Consider the following 17,525-nt stretch of genomic DNA (forward strand, 5'->3'; position numbering starts at 1 on the left):
AGCCGGCGACGGTCGGGCGGTGGGCAGAGCCGGCGACGGTCGGGCGGTGGGCAGAGCCGGCGACGGTCGGGCGGTGGGCAGAGCTATATTTTTTTGTACCTTGTCTGTGGAGTGATTGCTACGGTCCGGAATAGGACGGCCGCGGAGGGACGATATAAAAGGGGATATATAAAATACCAAGTCTTTGCCGTAAGGCTTTATTTAGTTAGTTATTTCAGGTTGTTAATGGTGTGTAGTTTAGTAGTTATTTTAGTATATATTTTGGTACTTGATATGGTGGAAATAAGAAACTAGAAAAAAGTTAGTCACGACATTGATTACAGTCAGCTCAAGATGTGCCAGGATGTGCGTCAGCACTCATGTGGTATGTGCTTCTCGAGTTCCGCGTGGAATCGACCGCTGGCACTTCCAACCACTCCGGGCCGGCTCCAAACGCTCTCATTTGCGACAGACTCTCGAGCCTTTGCACGCATCCGCGACATAGATGGTGCTTGGCAATCCGAGCAACTGGTCCTCGTGCGCCACGCGGTAGCGACTTCGTTCGCGAACCTTGCCAGCAATCGTCTGCAGATCTGGATGTCCCCTTGGCTAACGCTAACGCCTCATCAGAATTATGATCCGCGTCTCTGCCTGAGCGCATTCCATCGTCTTTACTCGAGCTGCAGCTGAAGAAAGCGCTGGCGAACGGCCGTGGCATCCGGATCTGCAGCGATCAGAAACCAGGCGCCGGCGGCAGCCGGCCGCGTCAGCCGGATCTGCAGCGATCGGCAACCAGGTGCCAGCGACGGCAAGGCCGGCGCGGCGCTCGAGCAGTTGCTGCAGCTGAAGGCGCCGGCGGCAGCCGGATCTGCAGCGATCGGCAACCAGGTGCCAGCGACGTCGCGGCCGGCGCGGCGCTCGAGCAGCTGCTGCAGCTGAAGGCGCCGGCGGCAGCCGGCCGCGTCAGCCGGATCTGCAGCGATCGGCAACCAGGTGCCAGCGACGGCAAGGCCGGCGCGGCGCTCGAGCAGTTGCTGCAGCTGAAGGCGCCGGCGGCAGCCGGATCTGCAGCGATCGGCAACCGGGTGCCAGCGACGTCGCGGCCGGCGCGGCGCTCGAGAAGCCGCTGCAGCTGAAGGCGCCGACGGCAGCGGCCGCGTCATCCGGATCTGCAGCGATCGGTAACCAGGTGCCAGCGACGTCGCGGCCGGCGTGGCGCTCGAGCAGCTGCTGCAGCTGAAGGCGCCGACGGCAGCCGGCCGCGTCAGCCGGATCTGCAGCGATCGGCAACAAGGTGCCAGCGACGTCGCGGCCGGCGCGCCGCTCGAGCAGCTGCTGCAGCTGAAGGCGCCGACGGCAGCCGGCCGCGGCAGCCGGATCTGCAGCGATCGGCAACAAGGTGCCAGCGACGTCGCGGCCGGCGCGCCGCTCGAGCAGCTGCAGCTGAAGGTGCCGGCGGCAGCCGGCCGCGGCAGCCGGATCTGCAGCGATCGGCAACAAGGTGCCAGCGACGTCGCGGCCGGCGCGGCGCTCGAGCTGCTGCAGCTGAAGGCGCCGGCGGCAGCCGGCCGCGTCATCCGGATCTGCAGCGATCGGTAACCAGTCGCTGGCGACGTCGCGGCCGGCGCTGTGCTCGAGGAGCTGCAGCCGAAGGCGCCGGCGGCAGCCGGCCGCGGCAGCCGGATCTGCAGCGATCGGCAACCAGGTGCCTGCGACGTCGCGGACGGCGCGGCGCTCGAGCAGTTGCTGCAGCTGAAGGCGCCGGCGGACGGCCGTGGCAGCCGGATCTGCAGCGATCGGTAACCAGTCGCTGGTGACGTCGCGGCCGGCGCTGTGCTCGAGGAGCTGCAGCTCAAGGCGCCGGCGGCAGCCGGATCGCGGCGATCGGCAACCAGGCGCCGACGACGTCGCGGCCAGCGCGGCGCTCGAGCAGCTGCTGCAGCTGAAGGCGCCGGTAGCCGGATCGCGGCGATCGGCAACCAGGCGCCGACGACGTCGCGGCCAGCGCGGGCTCGAGCTGCTGCTGCAGCTGAAGGCGCCGGCGGCAGCCGGCCGCGTGGCCGGATCTGCAGCGATCGGCAACCAGGTTCTGACGACGTCGCGGACGGCGCCGCTCGGCAACCAGGCGCCGGCCGCGCGCGGGGAGATGGCGCCGGCAGTCGGCCGCGGATAACAAAAAAAATAACTGGCCACTGGCCAGTTATTCGTGAAGTGTTGGTATGGAACGAGACGGTTCAAACACTTTTCGTATGTACTCAGTGTCCTCGCCTTCTACCATGAATAAGCTCGACGGAAGATCTTTTTGATGTTCATACGAAACGTTCAAAGTCGCTTCCCAATTCTTCTGAAGATAGTCCCTTCGTTTGGCTGTCGTTGTGACCCATAGTATAGGGGTATTTCGCATGTTGCCTAGCCGCCGGTACAACTCGACGTATCGATGAAATTTTATCTCAAGCTGCCGCGGCCCTTCCGTCGCATTATCAAATTCAATGAACCAGTCTTTATTCTCGATGCGCAAACGAGCATCTGGCCGAATGATCGATCGCCGATCGGGCTCCGCATGCTCGATTTCCTTGAGCATCAGATATAGGATATCTGCCTGTTCACCTTCCGTATACCAAGCGACTGAATTGCGACCGAAGACACCGATAGCTCTTGTAAGAATGCTATTAATCCCGACAAAGTGGAACATTTGTGCACCTGGTGCTTCCCTAAGACGCACCTCTTGTTTACGTTGCAGTTGTACATGCTGGATCGCTCGTTTTCCCAGGGCGTACACAACATTTATTTTTCGATTAAGTCGAATCTGAGCGGTTGTGAGCCAGTCTGTCGGCTCGTCCGATGGAAGTTTCCGAATCCTCTTGATTAAATCATTCAAATTATGCTCATGGAGGCCTGTAATCGCCATCAATTGACTCTTAGTAACCATGCGCAGATCATATATAACGTTGAGCACCTGACTTATCCGGTCAAGAGATTCGTTTTGCATCCAATCATTCAACATAACAACCTAACCTCCCTAGTCCCACCGTCCACCGGATGTAAACGGCAAGGGATCCTCATCAGCAGATGTTTTTCCAGCCAGTACTCGTCTGGGAGTTTCATTGGCTGGACCGACAATCCCCATAGCATATAAACCGTCAAGCAATCGCTCCGCTTGTGTGTGCCCGATTCTCATTTTTCTTTGAAGCAAGGATACGGACGCTTGTTGGCTTTCTCTTACGATTTGCTCCGCACGATCTATTAAGTCATCCCACGGCGATTCTTCAATCCCCGGCAGCTCGACATCTGCCGGATCCTCCTCTTCTTGTAGGGACGGCACAAGCGAGATGGTCTCTTCTTCCTCATTTTCATCGTCGTCTCGCAACGAGGGCGCAGGCCGCCTAGCAGGTTTGCCAGGAACTTTCTCTAAGCCTTTAGTTGCCGATGCCTGGGCCGGACCTGCAGCAACCTTCGTCAATTTTTTAGAGGCCCCCGATCCGCTCTCGTCCCCTTCCATCGCTGTTTGGGTCCGAATCGCGGATCCAGGTCTTAAATATTCGTTAATAATCTCATCCGCCAAGCGAACGGGTGTCGCGTCCCTTGAAAACAGCTCTCGTCCTTTTTCCAATCCCCATTGGATGGCAGAATCCATCTCTCTTTCATCCTTATGGTTTGCCCATCGTCCGGATCCATCCGGATGATACAGGAAAGGCGGCGGACAGGTCACGGTAAATGTTGTCTGCTCGGTAGTCCCATTCCGTTCAACTCCTGTATAAATGGCCACTACACGTTCAGGAAGATCCTGAAGAAACTGTGACGAGAACTTTCCAGCCGTTGCTCCTTGAATAATGGCCGCGCTGTCCTTGCCTAGCGTCGTGGTCATCACGTTTCCGGCAATTTCTTTAAATGATTTAAGCAGTCCGGGTGGTAGTTGCTCTGGAAATTGTGTTGAAAATCCGCATGATGCTCCGAATTTACGATCTTCTGCAATCATCTTTTCAATAATCGAGAACGTGGTTCTGTGAGCCTCGTCCCAGATACAATAATGCGTTTTTGCACCAGTCGTCCTGGATTGAAACTCAGCATGGTACTGCTTCGTGATCTTATCACCCGCTAGCGCCAGAATTTGGTTGTTAACCCCACGCCAGTTAAAGAGGACAATATGCCCTTCATCCATCCATTTCCGTATTTCTAAATTCCAGTTCGGCTGGCCGAACATCCGCTGCATAATTTTATTTGTGTTGAATGGTGACAGCCGGTTAAGTATTGGGCTAATCACTTTATCCAGCTGGGCTTCTAGTGGCGGAAACTCATGCTTCCAAAACTCCATGGTTGTGGGCTCGTGTACATGGGCCAACACGCGCGCCCTAAAACGCTTATCCCTAAGCAACGGGAGAATACCCAGTATCGTATGTTTCTGAGACTTATCCAAAACCAATGTCGTTAAGGCATTTCGCAACACGCGCTCCATTTGTGGCGCGAAGCTGCTATACAGGCTGGTCAGCATATCCATAGCTGCCTGCACGATATCGTCGGGCATTTCTCCATGACCTGAATACAGTAGATTCAGCGGAATAGAAAACTCTGTATCGGCAGCATGGAAATAATGAACGCGATTCCAATCGACCTTCTTCCCCTCAACTTCCTTTTGCCTGAGCCGATTAAGAATGGTCGCTACGGTGTCTCGTGCCGGGTCCGAAAGTGTGAAACCCGGAGCTGACTTAGGATTCTCGATCCAGTCCTCAATCAACGATTCAAAAATTTCGAGGAGCTCAGATGACTTCCCGGATCCGGTTTTTCCCGTGAGCAAGAACATCTTATTCATTTGCCGATGATCAATACGTACCTGTCTACCCTTCTGTACAGGATGGATTAGCTTGCCCACCGAAATTCCTTCTGTTAGTTCGTCCGGATCTAGAGAACGCTGGCCTTGCTTAAGATGAGGCACCTTTGACATAACTCGATGCTTGGATTCCGGAAGTCGAACCAATAGCGCGAGCTCGTCCCCGGTCATAAAAAAAGTGTGAGAAGGACGATACGGCACTTTATCCTCAATTTTTGACCGCATCGATGGCGCTTTTACAAAACGCAGGCCATTATCATGCTGATAGTGCGTACGGATCTGTGCAGCCGTCGTTTGTGCAAGTGCCTGGGCGTATTGTCCGACAACCATTAGCCGAATCGAAACTGTAAATGCAGCTTCTCGACCAGTAAATCGTTTCTGTAAGCTCTGCAGCTGCGCACGTTCGTCTTGGCCAAAATCAGATTGAGTTACTTTGCGGTCTGTATGTCGTACCGTTTGTCTTGATTTCTGTGCCTTTGTCGGATTAAGGGAAAGCGATTGCCTAAGTTCATCTTTAAATTGATCCGAAACAGTCGAGCGAACGGGTCCGTTAATTTCGCGCTTCTTCTTCTCGTGCATTGCTTTGGAGGTCCGCTCAACAATTCGCTTTATTTTCTGGTTAGACTCCGGAGAGAACACGATGTCGAGCCAAGATTCAGATTCAAGCGCATGCAGAGATAAAAGGACTTCTTCCAGCGAGTGATCGCCGGTAAAGTTATTTAAAGCAAGCCCTTCTTGATCTCCCTTCAGCTGCAGCTCAAAATAGCCGCATTCAGTCTCTTTCTTCCGTTGCCTTGGGTTAGGAGATTCAGCAGATTGCCCCAGAGGCAGCTCGTCGTGCGGGATATCGTGTATTTCAGCAAATGGATACGTATTGGTGATCAGGTTTTTTAGACCGGTAACCCGATCTTCCGGAAAACCAAAATAGATCGCAATCTCTCCGTCTCGGTTCTTATAGAAGAGTAACCGGAACCATTCTCTCCCTTTCCGCTGTCTCTCCTGGAAGGTGCGCCGATACTCGCTAATTACTTGCATCCAGCGTTTAATTTGATCCACCGTTTGTTCATTATTTTCATGCGGTAAAATGCGTATGTATCGATAGGATTCGCGATACGATTTACGACGTCTCATTTCATAATACTGAACACCTGCGAAAAGTGAGCCTCCACCGCCAACGACAAGCCACTCAAGCACGCTCAACCGCCTCCAGTCTCAGAAGACCAGGCAACGCCTCTCGATACAAGTTAAATCCATCGTCATATGGCTCGGGCTCGGGATCGGATTCGTACTCAAACTGTTGGTAAGAGTCGCCGTTTAATCCTGGAAGCGACTGGTCATCAGGTACTTCTCCTCGATTACTCATCCGCATTTGTTCCTGGAGACGTCCAACAAAGAAAGATGGAGCATGAGATTCTATGGCTACTCTCATCTGTATAGCTTCACGGACATAAGTGCTTTTCTCGTCGTCCGTAAAAGAATCTAGAACGCGCTGGACGATTAGATCAATGGGATCTTCTCCCGTTTTATAGCTGAATGGAGCAGCTGCGGACTGTGCTTCGCGCTCGACAATGTCTTCTTCAGGTTGAATTCTCATTCTGGCAGCTTCGCGCAGCCACTCGCCAGGATCGTCCCCGTTCGCATCAATTCCGTCCAGCAGTAAAATAATTTCCTCGTCCAGATCGTCCTCGAATCGAAGCCGAGTAGAATAGGCTTTGGTCCTCATGGGGTTCCTCCGCTCTTTTTACTAAAATAGGGATAAGGATCAACGTTTTCGCCGTTGATAATGACCTCAACATGCAAATGGGGGCCTGTCGATTTTCCTGTATTTCCACTCTCACCAATGACCTGTCCTCTTTTGACTCGGTCCCCGGCCTTTACGTACATTTTGCTTAAATGCAGGTATCTCGTAAGTATTCCATTTCCGTGATTGATTCTGATATTGTTACCGGCCTGCTTGCTGCTCGATGCAATTTCCACATCCCCGTCTTCCGCAGCCACGACTGGATTGCCGACCGGTACAGGTATGTCCATACCGGCGTGGAATGCTCCGGTCTTACCTGTTACCGGGTCTGTCCGGCTTCCAAACGGCGAGGAAAGCGTAAAATACCCTGGTGCTGGCCACTGCAACTGACCTTCCGAGTTTTGAAAGATAATGAGATCTTCCGTATCCATCAATCGCTCATCATAAAAATTGGGATCGAACAGCCTGGCCATTGTGAGTACTTCAAGCTTGCTCTTTTTGCTCCGTACATGCGCAGCTTTCAGAGCTGCATCCAGGAGCTCGTCACTTTTCTCCAATGTCGTTCCGGCGAGGACCGGCACCCTCGATGTCGAAGTTACAGTTGATCCTGTCTCTGAATCCGTCGTCGAATTCGATTGCTCGTCATATCCCACTTTAAAGGTGTTTTTGCCTCGGTAGGTCGTTATCTCAGAGATAAAAAGCAGTGTCTCTCCGCTCTCTGTCTTTTCAGTAACTGCCCCGGCGTTGTCAGTCTTTGTTGTCGTGAGCGACTTTTTTACTGCAATTACTTTTAATTTCCTTGGTTGCAATAGCTCGGCATACTCTTTCGCATGCTCTTCTTTTTTTGCTCGCCCATTTTTCTCTGCCAACACGACCACCAGGCCATTAGGAATACGGATATCCCTTTCTGCAGCTTGGGCTTGAAGTTCAGCATCCAAGCCGATCTTTTTTTCACCAGTGCGAGGATCTGTCCATTCGATTGTCGACATCCACGACCTAGAAATATCCGTGTAAGGTAAGGCCGTGCCTTCACTACCCTCGATCGCCGTGAAGCCGTCTGCATACCGATTTGCGAAGTCCATAACATTTGCCACATATTTTTGGTCATGATTGTATGCATATAAGGCTTTTTCTGGGTTAAATGGAGTGCCGCCATTGCTTTGCAGGTACTTCGCGGCTGTGTATATCGCATCTGCAATATCAAACGGATCTGCGCGCCCGTCGCCGTCTGCATCCATTCCGTAACCGCCGTATTTTTGGATTTCGCTCGGATCCGTGAGTATGTCGTCTGGTATATCTGCATCCCCTAGTTTTGAACCTCCAGGATACGACCATCCAATCCAGGTTTTCGGCATAAACTGCATGTGCCCAACTGCCCCAACAGGACTGACCATCGGGTCCATCGTTGAAAATACCGTCTCAACTCGATGCATGGCAGCCAGTAGATTCCACGGAACATTAAATTGAGCAGCAGCGCTCTGATAGTAATCCATATATTGCTTTGGAATCTCATTCTTTCCGATCTTTGATATGCCGGCCGGGTTGTTGTCTTTGCATTTTACAATGCAAGGAAGATGAATATTGGGAATATAGCTCAGTATTTTCTCCGTAGTCACAACTACGGTTAAAGCAACAAACATGAACATGAATCCAAAAATGACGATAATGCCAAGCTTTCCACCCAGCAGGCTTCCAAGTATGCCGGAGAGAACGCGCCTTACGACCTTCCCTGCTATTTGGTCGGAAACGCCTTTACTCATCTGATGGCTCCGTGAGCTTCAGTAATAATTCGAGTCCTCTTAGCACGGCCATATCTGGATTTTGTACGATTTCAATGCCATCGTTCTGCCACTTCTCCAAAGCCGAAGCTTCAACATACGCCAGTCCCTCGCCTGCGAGAAAGATGTTGTCAGGAGATTCTTGCCATTGTAATTTCTCGATATCACGGTTGAGTGCTTCTGCGAGTTTTTTTCGGCCAACATTTATGTAGTTTTCCACGGATACAAACTTTTCATCGATCTCAACATCAGACGTATGCAGTGCTGCTTCTGCGTCCGCAGGTAATAAAGAGGAACCCGTTCGGGAGTAGAAGAAATCTCGAACCTCCAATTGAACGGTAGAAATTCCGCTGTAAAGGACACCGCCTTTAATGGGCTTAAGTCCTTTCGCAAGAATCCATTCCGTGTGCCGGCTGCTCACTAGAAGGAGCAGCACCGTCCTATCCTCCAGAAGCTCCTCGCGTTGTGCTTGTAGCTGCCCTCCAGCCAGTTTTAAATGCAGGTCGTATAACGCGGCTGTAATTGCCGGATAGATCTCTAAACGCTTAGGTGCCAGTATGAACGGTTCCGATTGGTAAGGGTCTACGGTCCATGGATTGCTCAACCTTGATTTGAGTTGTTCATGGTCATCCCAGTTTAAAATGGATAAGGCGACCGCTAGCTCGTTGATGTCATCTTCTATATCCGCTAATACAGCGGAAAGCAGCTGAATCCAGTTATCATCGCCCTCTATCGGACTTGTCCGATCTGCCACGTCTACTGCCGTTTTTCCAGCGCAAAACTCGTGTTTCTGTCCCTCATGATCTATCCGATAAATCAAGTCGTCCTCCTGGATTTCCTCGGGCACTGCTCCGACCAGGGCTGGAATTGCTTTAATTTCATGGTTGTGGGTCCGATACGCATTGAAACCAATATATACGCCGGTCATAAAATACCTCCTATGATCAATACCAATGCGCTTACAACCGCCAGATAGGTAACTGCAGGCGCTGGGCTCGCCACTGCGCGGCTATGCCAGATTGATACGGAAAGTGCTATCGCAGCAAAAAGGACACCATAAGCGCCAAGAGCAGCTGCAGCGATCGGAAAAAGAATACGATCTGCGGTCCCCATCTTGTAGAACATACAAAAAATTAGAAAGGTAACGCCGCTAAGAACGGAAAAAACGGGATGTGCGTGCCACATCCCGAATCCCGTAATACCGGCCAGCACCATGGTCCATAAGGGAATCTGCCGGTCTCTCAAATCATAGATTCCGCATAGGCAGATGCACGCCAAGAATGCGAAGGAGAGGATCATTCTAATACTCCCGGTAAAATGAAAATTGAGCTCTAATCGGGACAATCCAAGTGTTCCCATTCCCACCAAGGCCCTGATATAGATCAAGACCAGGGAGCATAACGGTGTATTTTGCCTTTACCGTTACGAAGTCACCATCCGCCGGATTTATTTCGATGTCAGACGATTGAAAAAGGGTCACGCCTTCTTTGGTAGCCGGCAGCACTTTTGTAACGCCGTTATAAATGGAAGCCTGCACCTGTGGGATGTCCGGATGGATTGAGCCATACCGAGCTCCCTTCATGGTAACCTCACTGAAGAACAGATAGCTAAGGCCCACTTTGATAGCCATGAGGAGCAAGGTAAGGGCTACAGCCATCCCCATCATGGCCAGCGGCGATAATGCGATATCCGAGCTAATAATGCCCGGATAACGCTTGCCAAGGAGACGCTTTATCTTACAGATTGCCGACGTCACGGAAAACTCCGACAACGGCGTCACGGCCGGCATTAAGGACCATCGTGAAGGCGGCATCCGCCTCGGGAGAATTCTCAACGATAACCCACAAGCAAAGAGCCAAGAATCCAAACTGCATGAGCACGTCCATGTTTAGACTTTCGCGATGAATGCCCGTTTTTTTGCTAACCCATTGAGCCAACATTTGAATGTTCTTTCTAATTTTAATCATTGTAAGTCTCCTTCCGAATTTCAATTTGATTTACTTCGCTTAACCATTAAAGGCTGAAATCGTCACTAGAGCTGCCTTTGCCAGCCCTGGTCTTTCCTGCCGGTCTTTGCCGCTTTCCGAGTGCACGCACCAGATTAAAAATACCACCGCCAACACCGGCAAGTGCCAGTAGCAGAAACCAAATTGTAAATCCCTTTGTAAGGACCACGACGCAAAACACGCCGAACAGGATCATAACGATTGCTAGCGCGATACGTCCACCATTGATTACTTTCGTTTCTTCTTTTGCCATCTTCATTGCCTCCTAGTTGGTTAAAAGTTTAAGAATCCGCCGCCGCCTCTGAAATAGTCGATAAAGCCATACCAGGCGAAGTAAATGATCAGCCCCAACGTCCAGACAAACGAGATCCCGACGACGAGGAGCATCATCCCTTTTGAGGACTCCTTCTTTTTATCGATAAACTCGTCCACCCGGGCATTTTCATCCTGGGTTTGGAGGTACAGCTGCTCTGCAAGCATCTCTGGAGACTTCTGATCCGCTAGTTCGATTGCTAGGCACAGATCATCCAGTGATCGCGTCTCGTACTCTTCGCGGAAATCTTTCATTGCTTCACGTAAAGAGCGACCGTCGTCGATCTGCTGCAAATACTTCCGGAAGGTTACCCCAAATTCACCCGGATGGTCGTCCGCCATCATATGTAGTGCCTCGACAACAGGGATGTTTTGTTGAAGAATCAATACCAGCTGACGTTTCATGAAACGTGTCGCTTCCTCGGCCTCCAATTGTCGCCGATTCTTGCGAGTGATAAGCCTCCGAATATGGAGCGCTGGATAGAAGAGCGCTACGATCATGGCCTGAATCTTTGCGTTCTCCAGCTGCGTAGCCAGCACCATTAAAGGAACAACCGTAAGTACATAAATCAACAACATTTCTTCGGCAGATCTACCGGAGCTTCGGCCGGATAAACGCAAGAGCCGGTCTAGTTGTCCAAGCAATTTTTTGTGCATGTAGGGCGTCAGCCGCTGTACCGCGAACATCCATTGCTTGTTTTTGCCGTCTACCGCTATTTTCCGGTACGATTCACGCAACATGTAGAACCGGTCCGATATCTCCGTATTTTTGACCAAGAGCGGATACGAGAGGATGAATACGAACAGAACGAATAATCCGCATATAAGCACAAGTGAAAGATCCATGGCACCCTCCTTTCTTAGATTTTGGCTCTTGAGATCCGCAATCCCCACCAGCCGAGAAACAGGTAGCCTGCAATCCCAATAAGCAGAATCATGTTCCCTACTGGGTTCTTATCTAGTGTCGTGTCGACAGAATCGTTGAAGAGTGCGTAAAAGATAATGGGGAAAGAAAAAACATAGAGCAGCATCTGCGATCCACTTTTGCGAACTTGCGCCATCACTCGAATGTATCGATCTTGGTTCTGCATATCATTCAATGCCCCGTTTACGAACACCATAAGATCGCCGGCGCCCCGTTGCTCACGAAGGATTCCTGTAAAGATCAGGCTTAAACCACTATCTGGACAATTCCGAATGAGCGATTCAAGAAACTTAGTTATGGGAACCCCGCGCAAGTAGTTCTCATATCCGTGCTGAAACTGGGCCTTCAGCGGTCCATTCAACCGCGGCTGGACTTCAAGCATCCATTCTTCGAGCGAGCCTCCAGCTGCCACAATGCCGTGTAAAAATTGAATGGCTGCCTGGCCATCCGCACGATAGCGTCTCTCATAGACGTACTGCGACTGCTTAATGACAGCGTATGGAATTAGTCCGCCCGCAGCTGCCATCAGCAATGTATTTCCTCCGATGATCAGAGCCGTGATTCCACCTGCAAGAGCGCAGCCAACAATGATTGTCCAGTTTCGCTCTTTAGGGTTGTCGAAATTGATTAACTTTCTAAATCCTTGACGATGTACCTCTTCACCTATCTGCGGGGTTACCAGCTTCAAGACGTCGGCGACCTTTTCTTTCCGGATGGCCTTCATGGCCAGCCACAGAAGTACACTGAAGACGGCGCATAATGCAATCAAAAGGAACATCATGCTGATTTCACCCACTTCCAGGAGAGCGGAATTTCGATTCCTGCTGCAAGCATTTCGTTAAGAAAGGCTTCTCCCGGCCCGTAAAACTCAAAATAGCCTTCCTTTCTTCCACGAGGCGTGACGCCGCTGACATATTTGGACACCGTATGTAACGTCCCGTCGTTATTGACCTCGCAAACCTCTTGCATGGAACGATCACCTGAATCTGCATTCATCTGGATGATGAAGCCGAGTCGTTCAGCAAATATCCGGCTAACGGTCTCACGTCTGGGCGCAGATGGATGGCTGCAAGCAAGCTCGATTGTCTTATCGAATGCTGCCTGGCAGCTCGATGCATGAATCGTGCTGCCCGATCCATCGTGCCCAGACATAATTGCCTGCATAAATATATAAGAAATATGGTCTCGAAGCTCAGAAACGTAAATCCGACTTGGGAACATTCTGAGTGCTTCCTTTAAGGCATCCGTCTGCGAAAAGACCCCTTCTCGCTCATATAGACGGATAACCTGCATCTCGCACTGCGGCCGCATTTCAGGAGCCTCTTCAATAACCAAAAGCTGTTCCCCATCGGCGATAATAACTGTGAGCGCATTTAGAACTGTGGTTTTTCCACTTCCTGTCCCACCACTAAGCAAATGGTTTTTGCCTAGTCTTCCGGCGATTCGCAAATAATCCATTGTAGCAGCATCGGCGATGCCACCGGCATGCGGCGTATATACCGTATGACGCTTATACTTGGCCAAATCATCCTGCACATTAATGATGCTTACTTTATTGGTTGTGGACGCCATTGCCGTGCTCGTTAGCTCTTCCAACGAGAATGCTTTGGCAAAGCGGCGAATGGTAATAATTAAACAACGAACGAACCGATATTCCTCCCTCAGCGGCTGATAAATCGAGTACCCGACAGGTCCGCCGATTACGTGGATCCGTTCACCCCCGGGTAGCATCCCGTTAAGCTTAATTTTGGCCGGGTCGTATCTCATTCCGATCCTCGACAAATGTTGATTCAGCCAATCTCTGGCGTGGTCATAATCCCGAAAGGAAGCTTCTTGGAAATACTTTCTTTTTCCGTTTTCAACGTATCTGATGACTTGTGGCTCACTTGAATTCAACGGAACGAAAATTTGAATATCGGTGACACCTTTCCGCTGCCAAAGTGGATCAATCGGACCGAACCGAAAGGAGTCATCTAAATACTGCTTAATAACCGACTGGTGACTGCTGGCGGGGATCTCCTTAATATCCCGGATCAGCTCCTGCAGCAGACGCTGCATCGCCATTTCGTCGCGGTTTACAATTTCACCGTACATCGTACGCTCTCTTTCGAGCTCACGCAGTACTCTCTCCTGCAGCATTCCCCCGAACATCGCCATGCTTTTAGCATCAGCTTTGTTTGACGTACGGAGATTTTGCCACTCTCTGTCGTTCCAGGCCATCCTTTATTCTCCTTTCAGCTCAAACTTTCGCGGATCGAGCGCAATATAAACCTTGCCGGTTGCAATATACTCTTTCAATCCCGGAGCTTCAACCCGCGGCATCAAAACCATGACCTTGCCGCTAGAAGAGGATTTATCAACGATCGCATCCAGGACGAGTACCTTTTCAGCCACATATTCCTTAACAATTCGTTCTCCGCCCTCCTCCGACGTCTCCTTGCGAACGCCAATAAGGGAAATAACATCGTTACGGCTAATTTCTGTTATTGGGATGTCATTTTGTTCAATAGGAACGGTCACCGCAACGTATGCAGGTGAGAAGCTTTGCACGACCTCGCGCAAATTGTGCGCCTCAGAGACCTGTGACTTCTGCAAAACCTGATCCTTTACGATTAATCCTCGAGTAACTCTCCCCTTTAACTCATCTAGCTCTTTTTCTGATGTAATCGCATCTGCCGGAATATTCTTTTTCGGCTGCTTCTCGCTCTTAAATAGATCGACCTTCACTTCGGTTTGAACTGGTATTTCAGCCTTCGCAACATATACTGTCCCGAGATCCAGGTACGAATTGATAATGTAAAAAATCACGAGTCCGATGGCCAGGCCAACAGCAGCCAGGGCACCAACCCAGATCATAGATTTCTTCAACTTTCAGACGACCTCCCAAATCCCAGCTTAGAAAGTAAGCCAGGTGCTCTCTTTTTTTCCTCTGCTGCTGCTGCAGCAGCTGCGGACCCGGAACTGCTGGCCACAGCAGGAGCCGGCTGCGACGAAGCAGCAACAGTTCCTCCGATGCCGAGCTCCTCTTTCAGGAAGCTACGCATCGCCTTGGCATATTCTGACTTTCTCGGATCGAGGAAGACAGCCAGCATCTTGTTTTGCTTACGGACATCCTTGTCAGACAAGGGGAGAGAAACAAGAGTCGCTGATATCTGGAACTCTTTCATTGCAACGCGTATCGGCTGCAATTCTGCTGCAGTTTCGACCATATTGACCACCACAATAAGCTTTTCTCCTACCAAGCTATAAATCCAGAGGATCATTTCCATCGTCCGTTCCAGCTGGTCCTCATCTGGTCGGCAGACGAATACAACATCCGTAGCATAGTCATGCAGAAGGTCGATTGTCGGTGTCTTGCCCTGGTGCGTATCAATTACGATGTTTGAGTAAAACCGCTTGTAAGCTAATAATGCATTTTCAGCCATGGTAGCCGGCACATTTGTATGCTCGTTCCATGGTGAGGGCAAAACCTTTAACCCACTGTCCTTATGCTCGACCAGCTTATCCTCTAGGCTTTGACGATCCAGATGCCGTGTATCGTCTTGTTCAAACTCCACGATCGAGTGCGTCATTGCTTTGATTCCCAGTTTTCTGTAGGCATTCCCGGCGTAATCCGCGTCGATCAATATCGCTTGCTTTGAGAGCTTGGCTAAGACAGCGCCAATTTGCGTGGCCGTTGTCGTCTTCCCCTCGCCGCCTTTCGGCGAGCAGACCATTATAATCCGCTCTCTGGTCGGCTGGGTTGCGTTGAAGTTGACTTTAATCTGCTGCTCGCTGTCTTCGTACAACGACGGCAGCTTACGATTTAATCCAACTTCTATTGGATTGATAGGATGACTTGTAATGTCCTGAACGCCGGCATCAAAAAGATCAGCCAACACGTCAGGGTTCATGTCCCCAACCAAGAAGACAGCTGCCTTTGAATTCTCATTTCGCAGACTGGTTTTGATTTTAAGGATAGTGTCCTTTATATTTGGAACCTTCGTGGAAAAGAAGATGGCATCTATGTGCCCTTCCCTTTCACGAATCTGCATCATCTCCGGCATGCTTCGGGCATCAAACACTTTCCCGTAGTCGCCGAGAATCTTCATGTTCTGCTGTAGCCGTCCAGCGTCAGTATCTATAACGACGAAAACTTTCAACGGTAGACCTCCTCTCGCTCAAAAACGCTACGCCAGGCGTTCATTCCCTTTTCTTCGTCCTCAGAAAATATCCATGGCCGTCTTGTCCAATTGGATATCATCACCTGGCGTGGACGCGCATCTACAAAGAGGTCAAAACGTATGTTGAACGATTGCTCTATGTATCCTGGATTGAATGATGATCCATGCGGCCATTGATTTAAGACCCAGATGATTCCTTCATAATCTGGCAACGGCATTCGCAAATAGTAGGGATCTGGCGCAGCAACAAAGACCTTTTTCTTAGCAAGACGAAATACGTCGCTGTTAAAATCCGGGCCACAATCAATCACAATCGTTTTGCCTTGCTTCTCGAGCTCAATAATTTCATCTGATGAGATTATCGAATCGGCATGCAGAACTACGCTGAAGTGTTTATGTGAAGTTCCAGGCTTGTCATGGAATAAAAATTCTTCCCGGGTTGTAAACTCGGCTTCTTGCATACGGCCGATCCAACCCGCGAGCGCACCTGTTGTTCTTCCTTCCATAAGCACGCAGGGATCTTGTAGGCAAGCTGCAAGATTCCAGGCTACAAATGAAACGCCGGCACCAGAGAACCCTGAAACTGCGATTACGTTCTCCAGAATCTCTGGGAGCCTTTTGGGTTCGGCCTTTAGAGTTGACAGCTCATTTGCATCCTTCTCTTCCTTTCTAGATAGGGAGCTGCGCCTACTACGTGGACTTGGCGGATCTTGGAGCCCTAAGAGCTCCTCGACATAACGTGGATCCTCCTGGAACTCCGTTTTACGGCGCCTTTCGTTCTTTGTAGAGCGCTCTGCTTTTTCTGGCTGCACAGGCGCCTCCTCTTTCGGAGCCATTTCTTGTTGCTCTTCATTGGAATCCTGAGCAGTCGGATCAGCCTTCCCTACAGTTTTGCTTCTGCGCTTAGATGCTCCTGCTGCTTTCGCTTTCGGCGCTGCACTCGCTTGCGGCCGAGCTGAGAACCCTTCGCTAAATTCAATAATGGCGTCGAGGACATGAGTAGTATCTGCTTTTTCGATTTTCGTTAGATCTGTAAACTCCAGATCGGAAAGTTCACTGGCCACACGAGCTTGAACGTCTTCGTCGCCGGAAACCAGCCAAATAACATGCTTTCCTTTACCTGCTGCTGCAAGCGCTTTGTCAACCATTGCTGCAGCACGGGTTCGCCCAGGTGCCGTGGCTCTCATTTCGGTAATTACTACGCAATCGCAGTCTGTAAAATCGTCGCCATCTTTAAGCGATCTGACATCGATTGAAACCTTGTCGCTTACTACTTCATTCTTCAGGTAGTCGTCAATCGCAGGTTTTCCCGTCAATAATCCAATTACAACAATCGATTTTTCTTTCATTTCGATCCCCTTTTCAGCGACTTAAGCAGATAGTAACCATCGCTCCCCTTTTTCGGAATGAGAACCAGGAGCGAGATGAACGAACAAAAACCATACGTTATACAAATGGTCTCGAGCCAGGGAAGCTCAACCAAGCGGAGCCGGCCTATTGCAATCATGCCAATCCATTGTGCCAGCAGACCGCCTATTGCAATGAGCGCACCGGCAATCCGACTCTTCGTTTGTTCGGATCCGTTTGGCATAACAGCTCCTGCGAAGGGAAATAGCCTCATTTCAAATACTCCCAGCTTTACAATTCGCGGACCTCTTCCCCATTCGATCAAGTGGACCGGCAACCGAAAGCAGCGCTGAATGAAGGCATGTCCCACTTCATGGACCAATACAGATAAAGCGACGCCAATTGCTACCTGCCAGATTACGGGATCGGTTAATCGGTCCAGCATTGGG

General features: G+C 50.7%; 19 protein-coding genes. 2 read left to right on the plus strand and 17 right to left on the minus strand.

Annotation, left to right across the window (positions count from 1 at the left end; genetic code table 11):
- Window positions 1-650 precede the first annotated feature (650 nt).
- Window positions 651-968, minus strand: coding sequence for a hypothetical protein (locus tag ACFSR7_RS05700; RefSeq protein WP_378159584.1), 318 nt, complete (start codon window positions 966-968; stop codon window positions 651-653).
- 223 nt (window positions 969-1,191) lie between these two features.
- Between ACFSR7_RS05700 and ACFSR7_RS05705 the strand changes: the two genes are divergently transcribed.
- Window positions 1,192-1,578, plus strand: coding sequence for a hypothetical protein (locus tag ACFSR7_RS05705; protein ID WP_378159585.1), 387 nt, complete (start codon window positions 1,192-1,194; stop codon window positions 1,576-1,578).
- Window positions 1,579-1,753: 175 nt separating this feature from the next.
- Window positions 1,754-2,152 carry a hypothetical protein gene (locus ACFSR7_RS05710; RefSeq protein ID WP_378159586.1) on the plus strand — a complete coding sequence of 133 codons (399 nt, stop codon included), beginning with the start codon at window positions 1,754-1,756 and terminating at the stop codon, window positions 2,150-2,152.
- 27 nt (window positions 2,153-2,179) lie between these two features.
- Here ACFSR7_RS05710 and ACFSR7_RS05715 read toward each other — a convergent pair whose 3' ends face one another.
- The 16 genes from ACFSR7_RS05715 to ACFSR7_RS05790 are packed head-to-tail and all read right to left on the minus strand — an operon-like array spanning window position 2,180 to window position 17,521.
- The gene (locus tag ACFSR7_RS05715) at window positions 2,180-2,983 is read right to left on the minus strand and encodes a replication-relaxation family protein (RefSeq protein ID WP_378159587.1); all 804 of its coding nucleotides are present in this window, start codon (window positions 2,981-2,983) and stop codon (window positions 2,180-2,182) included.
- A 15-nt stretch (window positions 2,984-2,998) separates the two neighbouring features.
- The gene (locus ACFSR7_RS05720) at window positions 2,999-5,998 is read right to left on the minus strand and encodes a DNA translocase FtsK (RefSeq protein ID WP_378159588.1); all 3,000 of its coding nucleotides are present in this window, start codon (window positions 5,996-5,998) and stop codon (window positions 2,999-3,001) included.
- Window positions 5,991-6,527 (minus strand): hypothetical protein, encoded by a 537-nt coding sequence (locus ACFSR7_RS05725; protein WP_378159589.1) that lies wholly within the window; start codon window positions 6,525-6,527, stop codon window positions 5,991-5,993. The genes ACFSR7_RS05720 and ACFSR7_RS05725 overlap by 8 nt, the downstream gene beginning before the upstream one ends.
- The gene (locus ACFSR7_RS05730; RefSeq protein WP_378159590.1) at window positions 6,524-8,305 is read right to left on the minus strand and encodes a peptidoglycan DD-metalloendopeptidase family protein; all 1,782 of its coding nucleotides are present in this window, start codon (window positions 8,303-8,305) and stop codon (window positions 6,524-6,526) included. The genes ACFSR7_RS05725 and ACFSR7_RS05730 overlap by 4 nt, the downstream gene beginning before the upstream one ends.
- Window positions 8,298-9,251 (minus strand): hypothetical protein, encoded by a 954-nt coding sequence (locus ACFSR7_RS05735; RefSeq protein ID WP_378159591.1) that lies wholly within the window; start codon window positions 9,249-9,251, stop codon window positions 8,298-8,300. Before ACFSR7_RS05735 ends, ACFSR7_RS05730 begins: the two co-directional genes overlap by 8 nt.
- Window positions 9,248-9,622 (minus strand): hypothetical protein, encoded by a 375-nt coding sequence (locus ACFSR7_RS05740; protein WP_378159592.1) that lies wholly within the window; start codon window positions 9,620-9,622, stop codon window positions 9,248-9,250. The genes ACFSR7_RS05735 and ACFSR7_RS05740 overlap by 4 nt, the downstream gene beginning before the upstream one ends.
- 1 nt (window position 9,623) lies before the next feature.
- The gene (locus ACFSR7_RS05745; protein WP_378159593.1) at window positions 9,624-10,112 is read right to left on the minus strand and encodes a hypothetical protein; all 489 of its coding nucleotides are present in this window, start codon (window positions 10,110-10,112) and stop codon (window positions 9,624-9,626) included.
- A complete protein-coding gene (locus ACFSR7_RS05750; RefSeq protein ID WP_378159594.1) occupies window positions 10,060-10,290 on the minus strand; it encodes a hypothetical protein in 231 nt (76 codons plus the stop codon). Before ACFSR7_RS05750 ends, ACFSR7_RS05745 begins: the two co-directional genes overlap by 53 nt.
- 46 nt (window positions 10,291-10,336) lie before the next feature.
- Window positions 10,337-10,582 carry a hypothetical protein gene (locus ACFSR7_RS05755; RefSeq protein WP_378159595.1) on the minus strand — a complete coding sequence of 82 codons (246 nt, stop codon included), beginning with the start codon at window positions 10,580-10,582 and terminating at the stop codon, window positions 10,337-10,339.
- 20 nt (window positions 10,583-10,602) lie between these two features.
- Entirely contained in the window at window positions 10,603-11,487 is an 885-nt protein-coding gene (locus ACFSR7_RS05760) for a type II secretion system F family protein (protein WP_378159596.1), read from the minus strand.
- A gap of 14 nt (window positions 11,488-11,501) precedes the next feature.
- Window positions 11,502-12,347 carry a type II secretion system F family protein gene (locus ACFSR7_RS05765; RefSeq protein WP_378159597.1) on the minus strand — a complete coding sequence of 282 codons (846 nt, stop codon included), beginning with the start codon at window positions 12,345-12,347 and terminating at the stop codon, window positions 11,502-11,504.
- Entirely contained in the window at window positions 12,344-13,786 is a 1,443-nt protein-coding gene (locus tag ACFSR7_RS05770) for an ATPase, T2SS/T4P/T4SS family (RefSeq protein ID WP_378159598.1), read from the minus strand. The genes ACFSR7_RS05765 and ACFSR7_RS05770 overlap by 4 nt, the downstream gene beginning before the upstream one ends.
- A gap of 3 nt (window positions 13,787-13,789) precedes the next feature.
- Window positions 13,790-14,434: an SAF domain-containing protein gene (locus tag ACFSR7_RS05775; protein ID WP_378159599.1), complete on the minus strand. Its 645-nt coding sequence runs from the start codon at window positions 14,432-14,434 to the stop codon at window positions 13,790-13,792.
- Window positions 14,431-15,708, minus strand: coding sequence for a CpaE/TadZ family protein (locus tag ACFSR7_RS05780; protein WP_378159600.1), 1,278 nt, complete (start codon window positions 15,706-15,708; stop codon window positions 14,431-14,433). The genes ACFSR7_RS05775 and ACFSR7_RS05780 overlap by 4 nt, the downstream gene beginning before the upstream one ends.
- Entirely contained in the window at window positions 15,705-17,078 is a 1,374-nt protein-coding gene (locus ACFSR7_RS05785) for a hypothetical protein (RefSeq protein ID WP_378159601.1), read from the minus strand. Before ACFSR7_RS05785 ends, ACFSR7_RS05780 begins: the two co-directional genes overlap by 4 nt.
- Window positions 17,075-17,521: a site-2 protease family protein gene (locus tag ACFSR7_RS05790; RefSeq protein WP_378159602.1), complete on the minus strand. Its 447-nt coding sequence runs from the start codon at window positions 17,519-17,521 to the stop codon at window positions 17,075-17,077. Before ACFSR7_RS05790 ends, ACFSR7_RS05785 begins: the two co-directional genes overlap by 4 nt.
- Window positions 17,522-17,525: the final 4 nt, after the last annotated feature.

Origin of the sequence: Cohnella sp. GCM10020058, assembly GCF_042683485.1 — a bacterium.
Lineage (GTDB): Bacteria > Bacillota > Bacilli > Paenibacillales > Paenibacillaceae > Cohnella.

What these genes read in the sequence shown, in the direction of transcription:
- ACFSR7_RS05715 (WP_378159587.1), bottom strand. Translation starts at nt 2,983, where the DNA reads ATGTTGAATGATTGGATGCAAAACGAATCTCTTGACCGGATAAGTCAG.
- ACFSR7_RS05725 (WP_378159589.1), bottom strand. Translation starts at nt 6,527, where the DNA reads ATGAGGACCAAAGCCTATTCTACTCGGCTTCGATTCGAGGACGATCTG.
- ACFSR7_RS05730 (WP_378159590.1), bottom strand. Translation starts at nt 8,305, where the DNA reads ATGAGTAAAGGCGTTTCCGACCAAATAGCAGGGAAGGTCGTAAGGCGC.
- ACFSR7_RS05735 (WP_378159591.1), bottom strand. Translation starts at nt 9,251, where the DNA reads ATGACCGGCGTATATATTGGTTTCAATGCGTATCGGACCCACAACCAT.
- ACFSR7_RS05740 (WP_378159592.1), bottom strand. Translation starts at nt 9,622, where the DNA reads ATGATCCTCTCCTTCGCATTCTTGGCGTGCATCTGCCTATGCGGAATC.
- ACFSR7_RS05745 (WP_378159593.1), bottom strand. Translation starts at nt 10,112, where the DNA reads ATGCCGGCCGTGACGCCGTTGTCGGAGTTTTCCGTGACGTCGGCAATC.
- ACFSR7_RS05750 (WP_378159594.1), bottom strand. Translation starts at nt 10,290, where the DNA reads ATGATTAAAATTAGAAAGAACATTCAAATGTTGGCTCAATGGGTTAGC.
- ACFSR7_RS05755 (WP_378159595.1), bottom strand. Translation starts at nt 10,582, where the DNA reads ATGGCAAAAGAAGAAACGAAAGTAATCAATGGTGGACGTATCGCGCTA.
- ACFSR7_RS05760 (WP_378159596.1), bottom strand. Translation starts at nt 11,487, where the DNA reads ATGGATCTTTCACTTGTGCTTATATGCGGATTATTCGTTCTGTTCGTA.
- ACFSR7_RS05765 (WP_378159597.1), bottom strand. Translation starts at nt 12,347, where the DNA reads ATGATGTTCCTTTTGATTGCATTATGCGCCGTCTTCAGTGTACTTCTG.
- ACFSR7_RS05770 (WP_378159598.1), bottom strand. Translation starts at nt 13,786, where the DNA reads ATGGCCTGGAACGACAGAGAGTGGCAAAATCTCCGTACGTCAAACAAA.
- ACFSR7_RS05785 (WP_378159601.1), bottom strand. Translation starts at nt 17,078, where the DNA reads ATGAAAGAAAAATCGATTGTTGTAATTGGATTATTGACGGGAAAACCT.
- ACFSR7_RS05790 (WP_378159602.1), bottom strand. Translation starts at nt 17,521, where the DNA reads ATGCTGGACCGATTAACCGATCCCGTAATCTGGCAGGTAGCAATTGGC.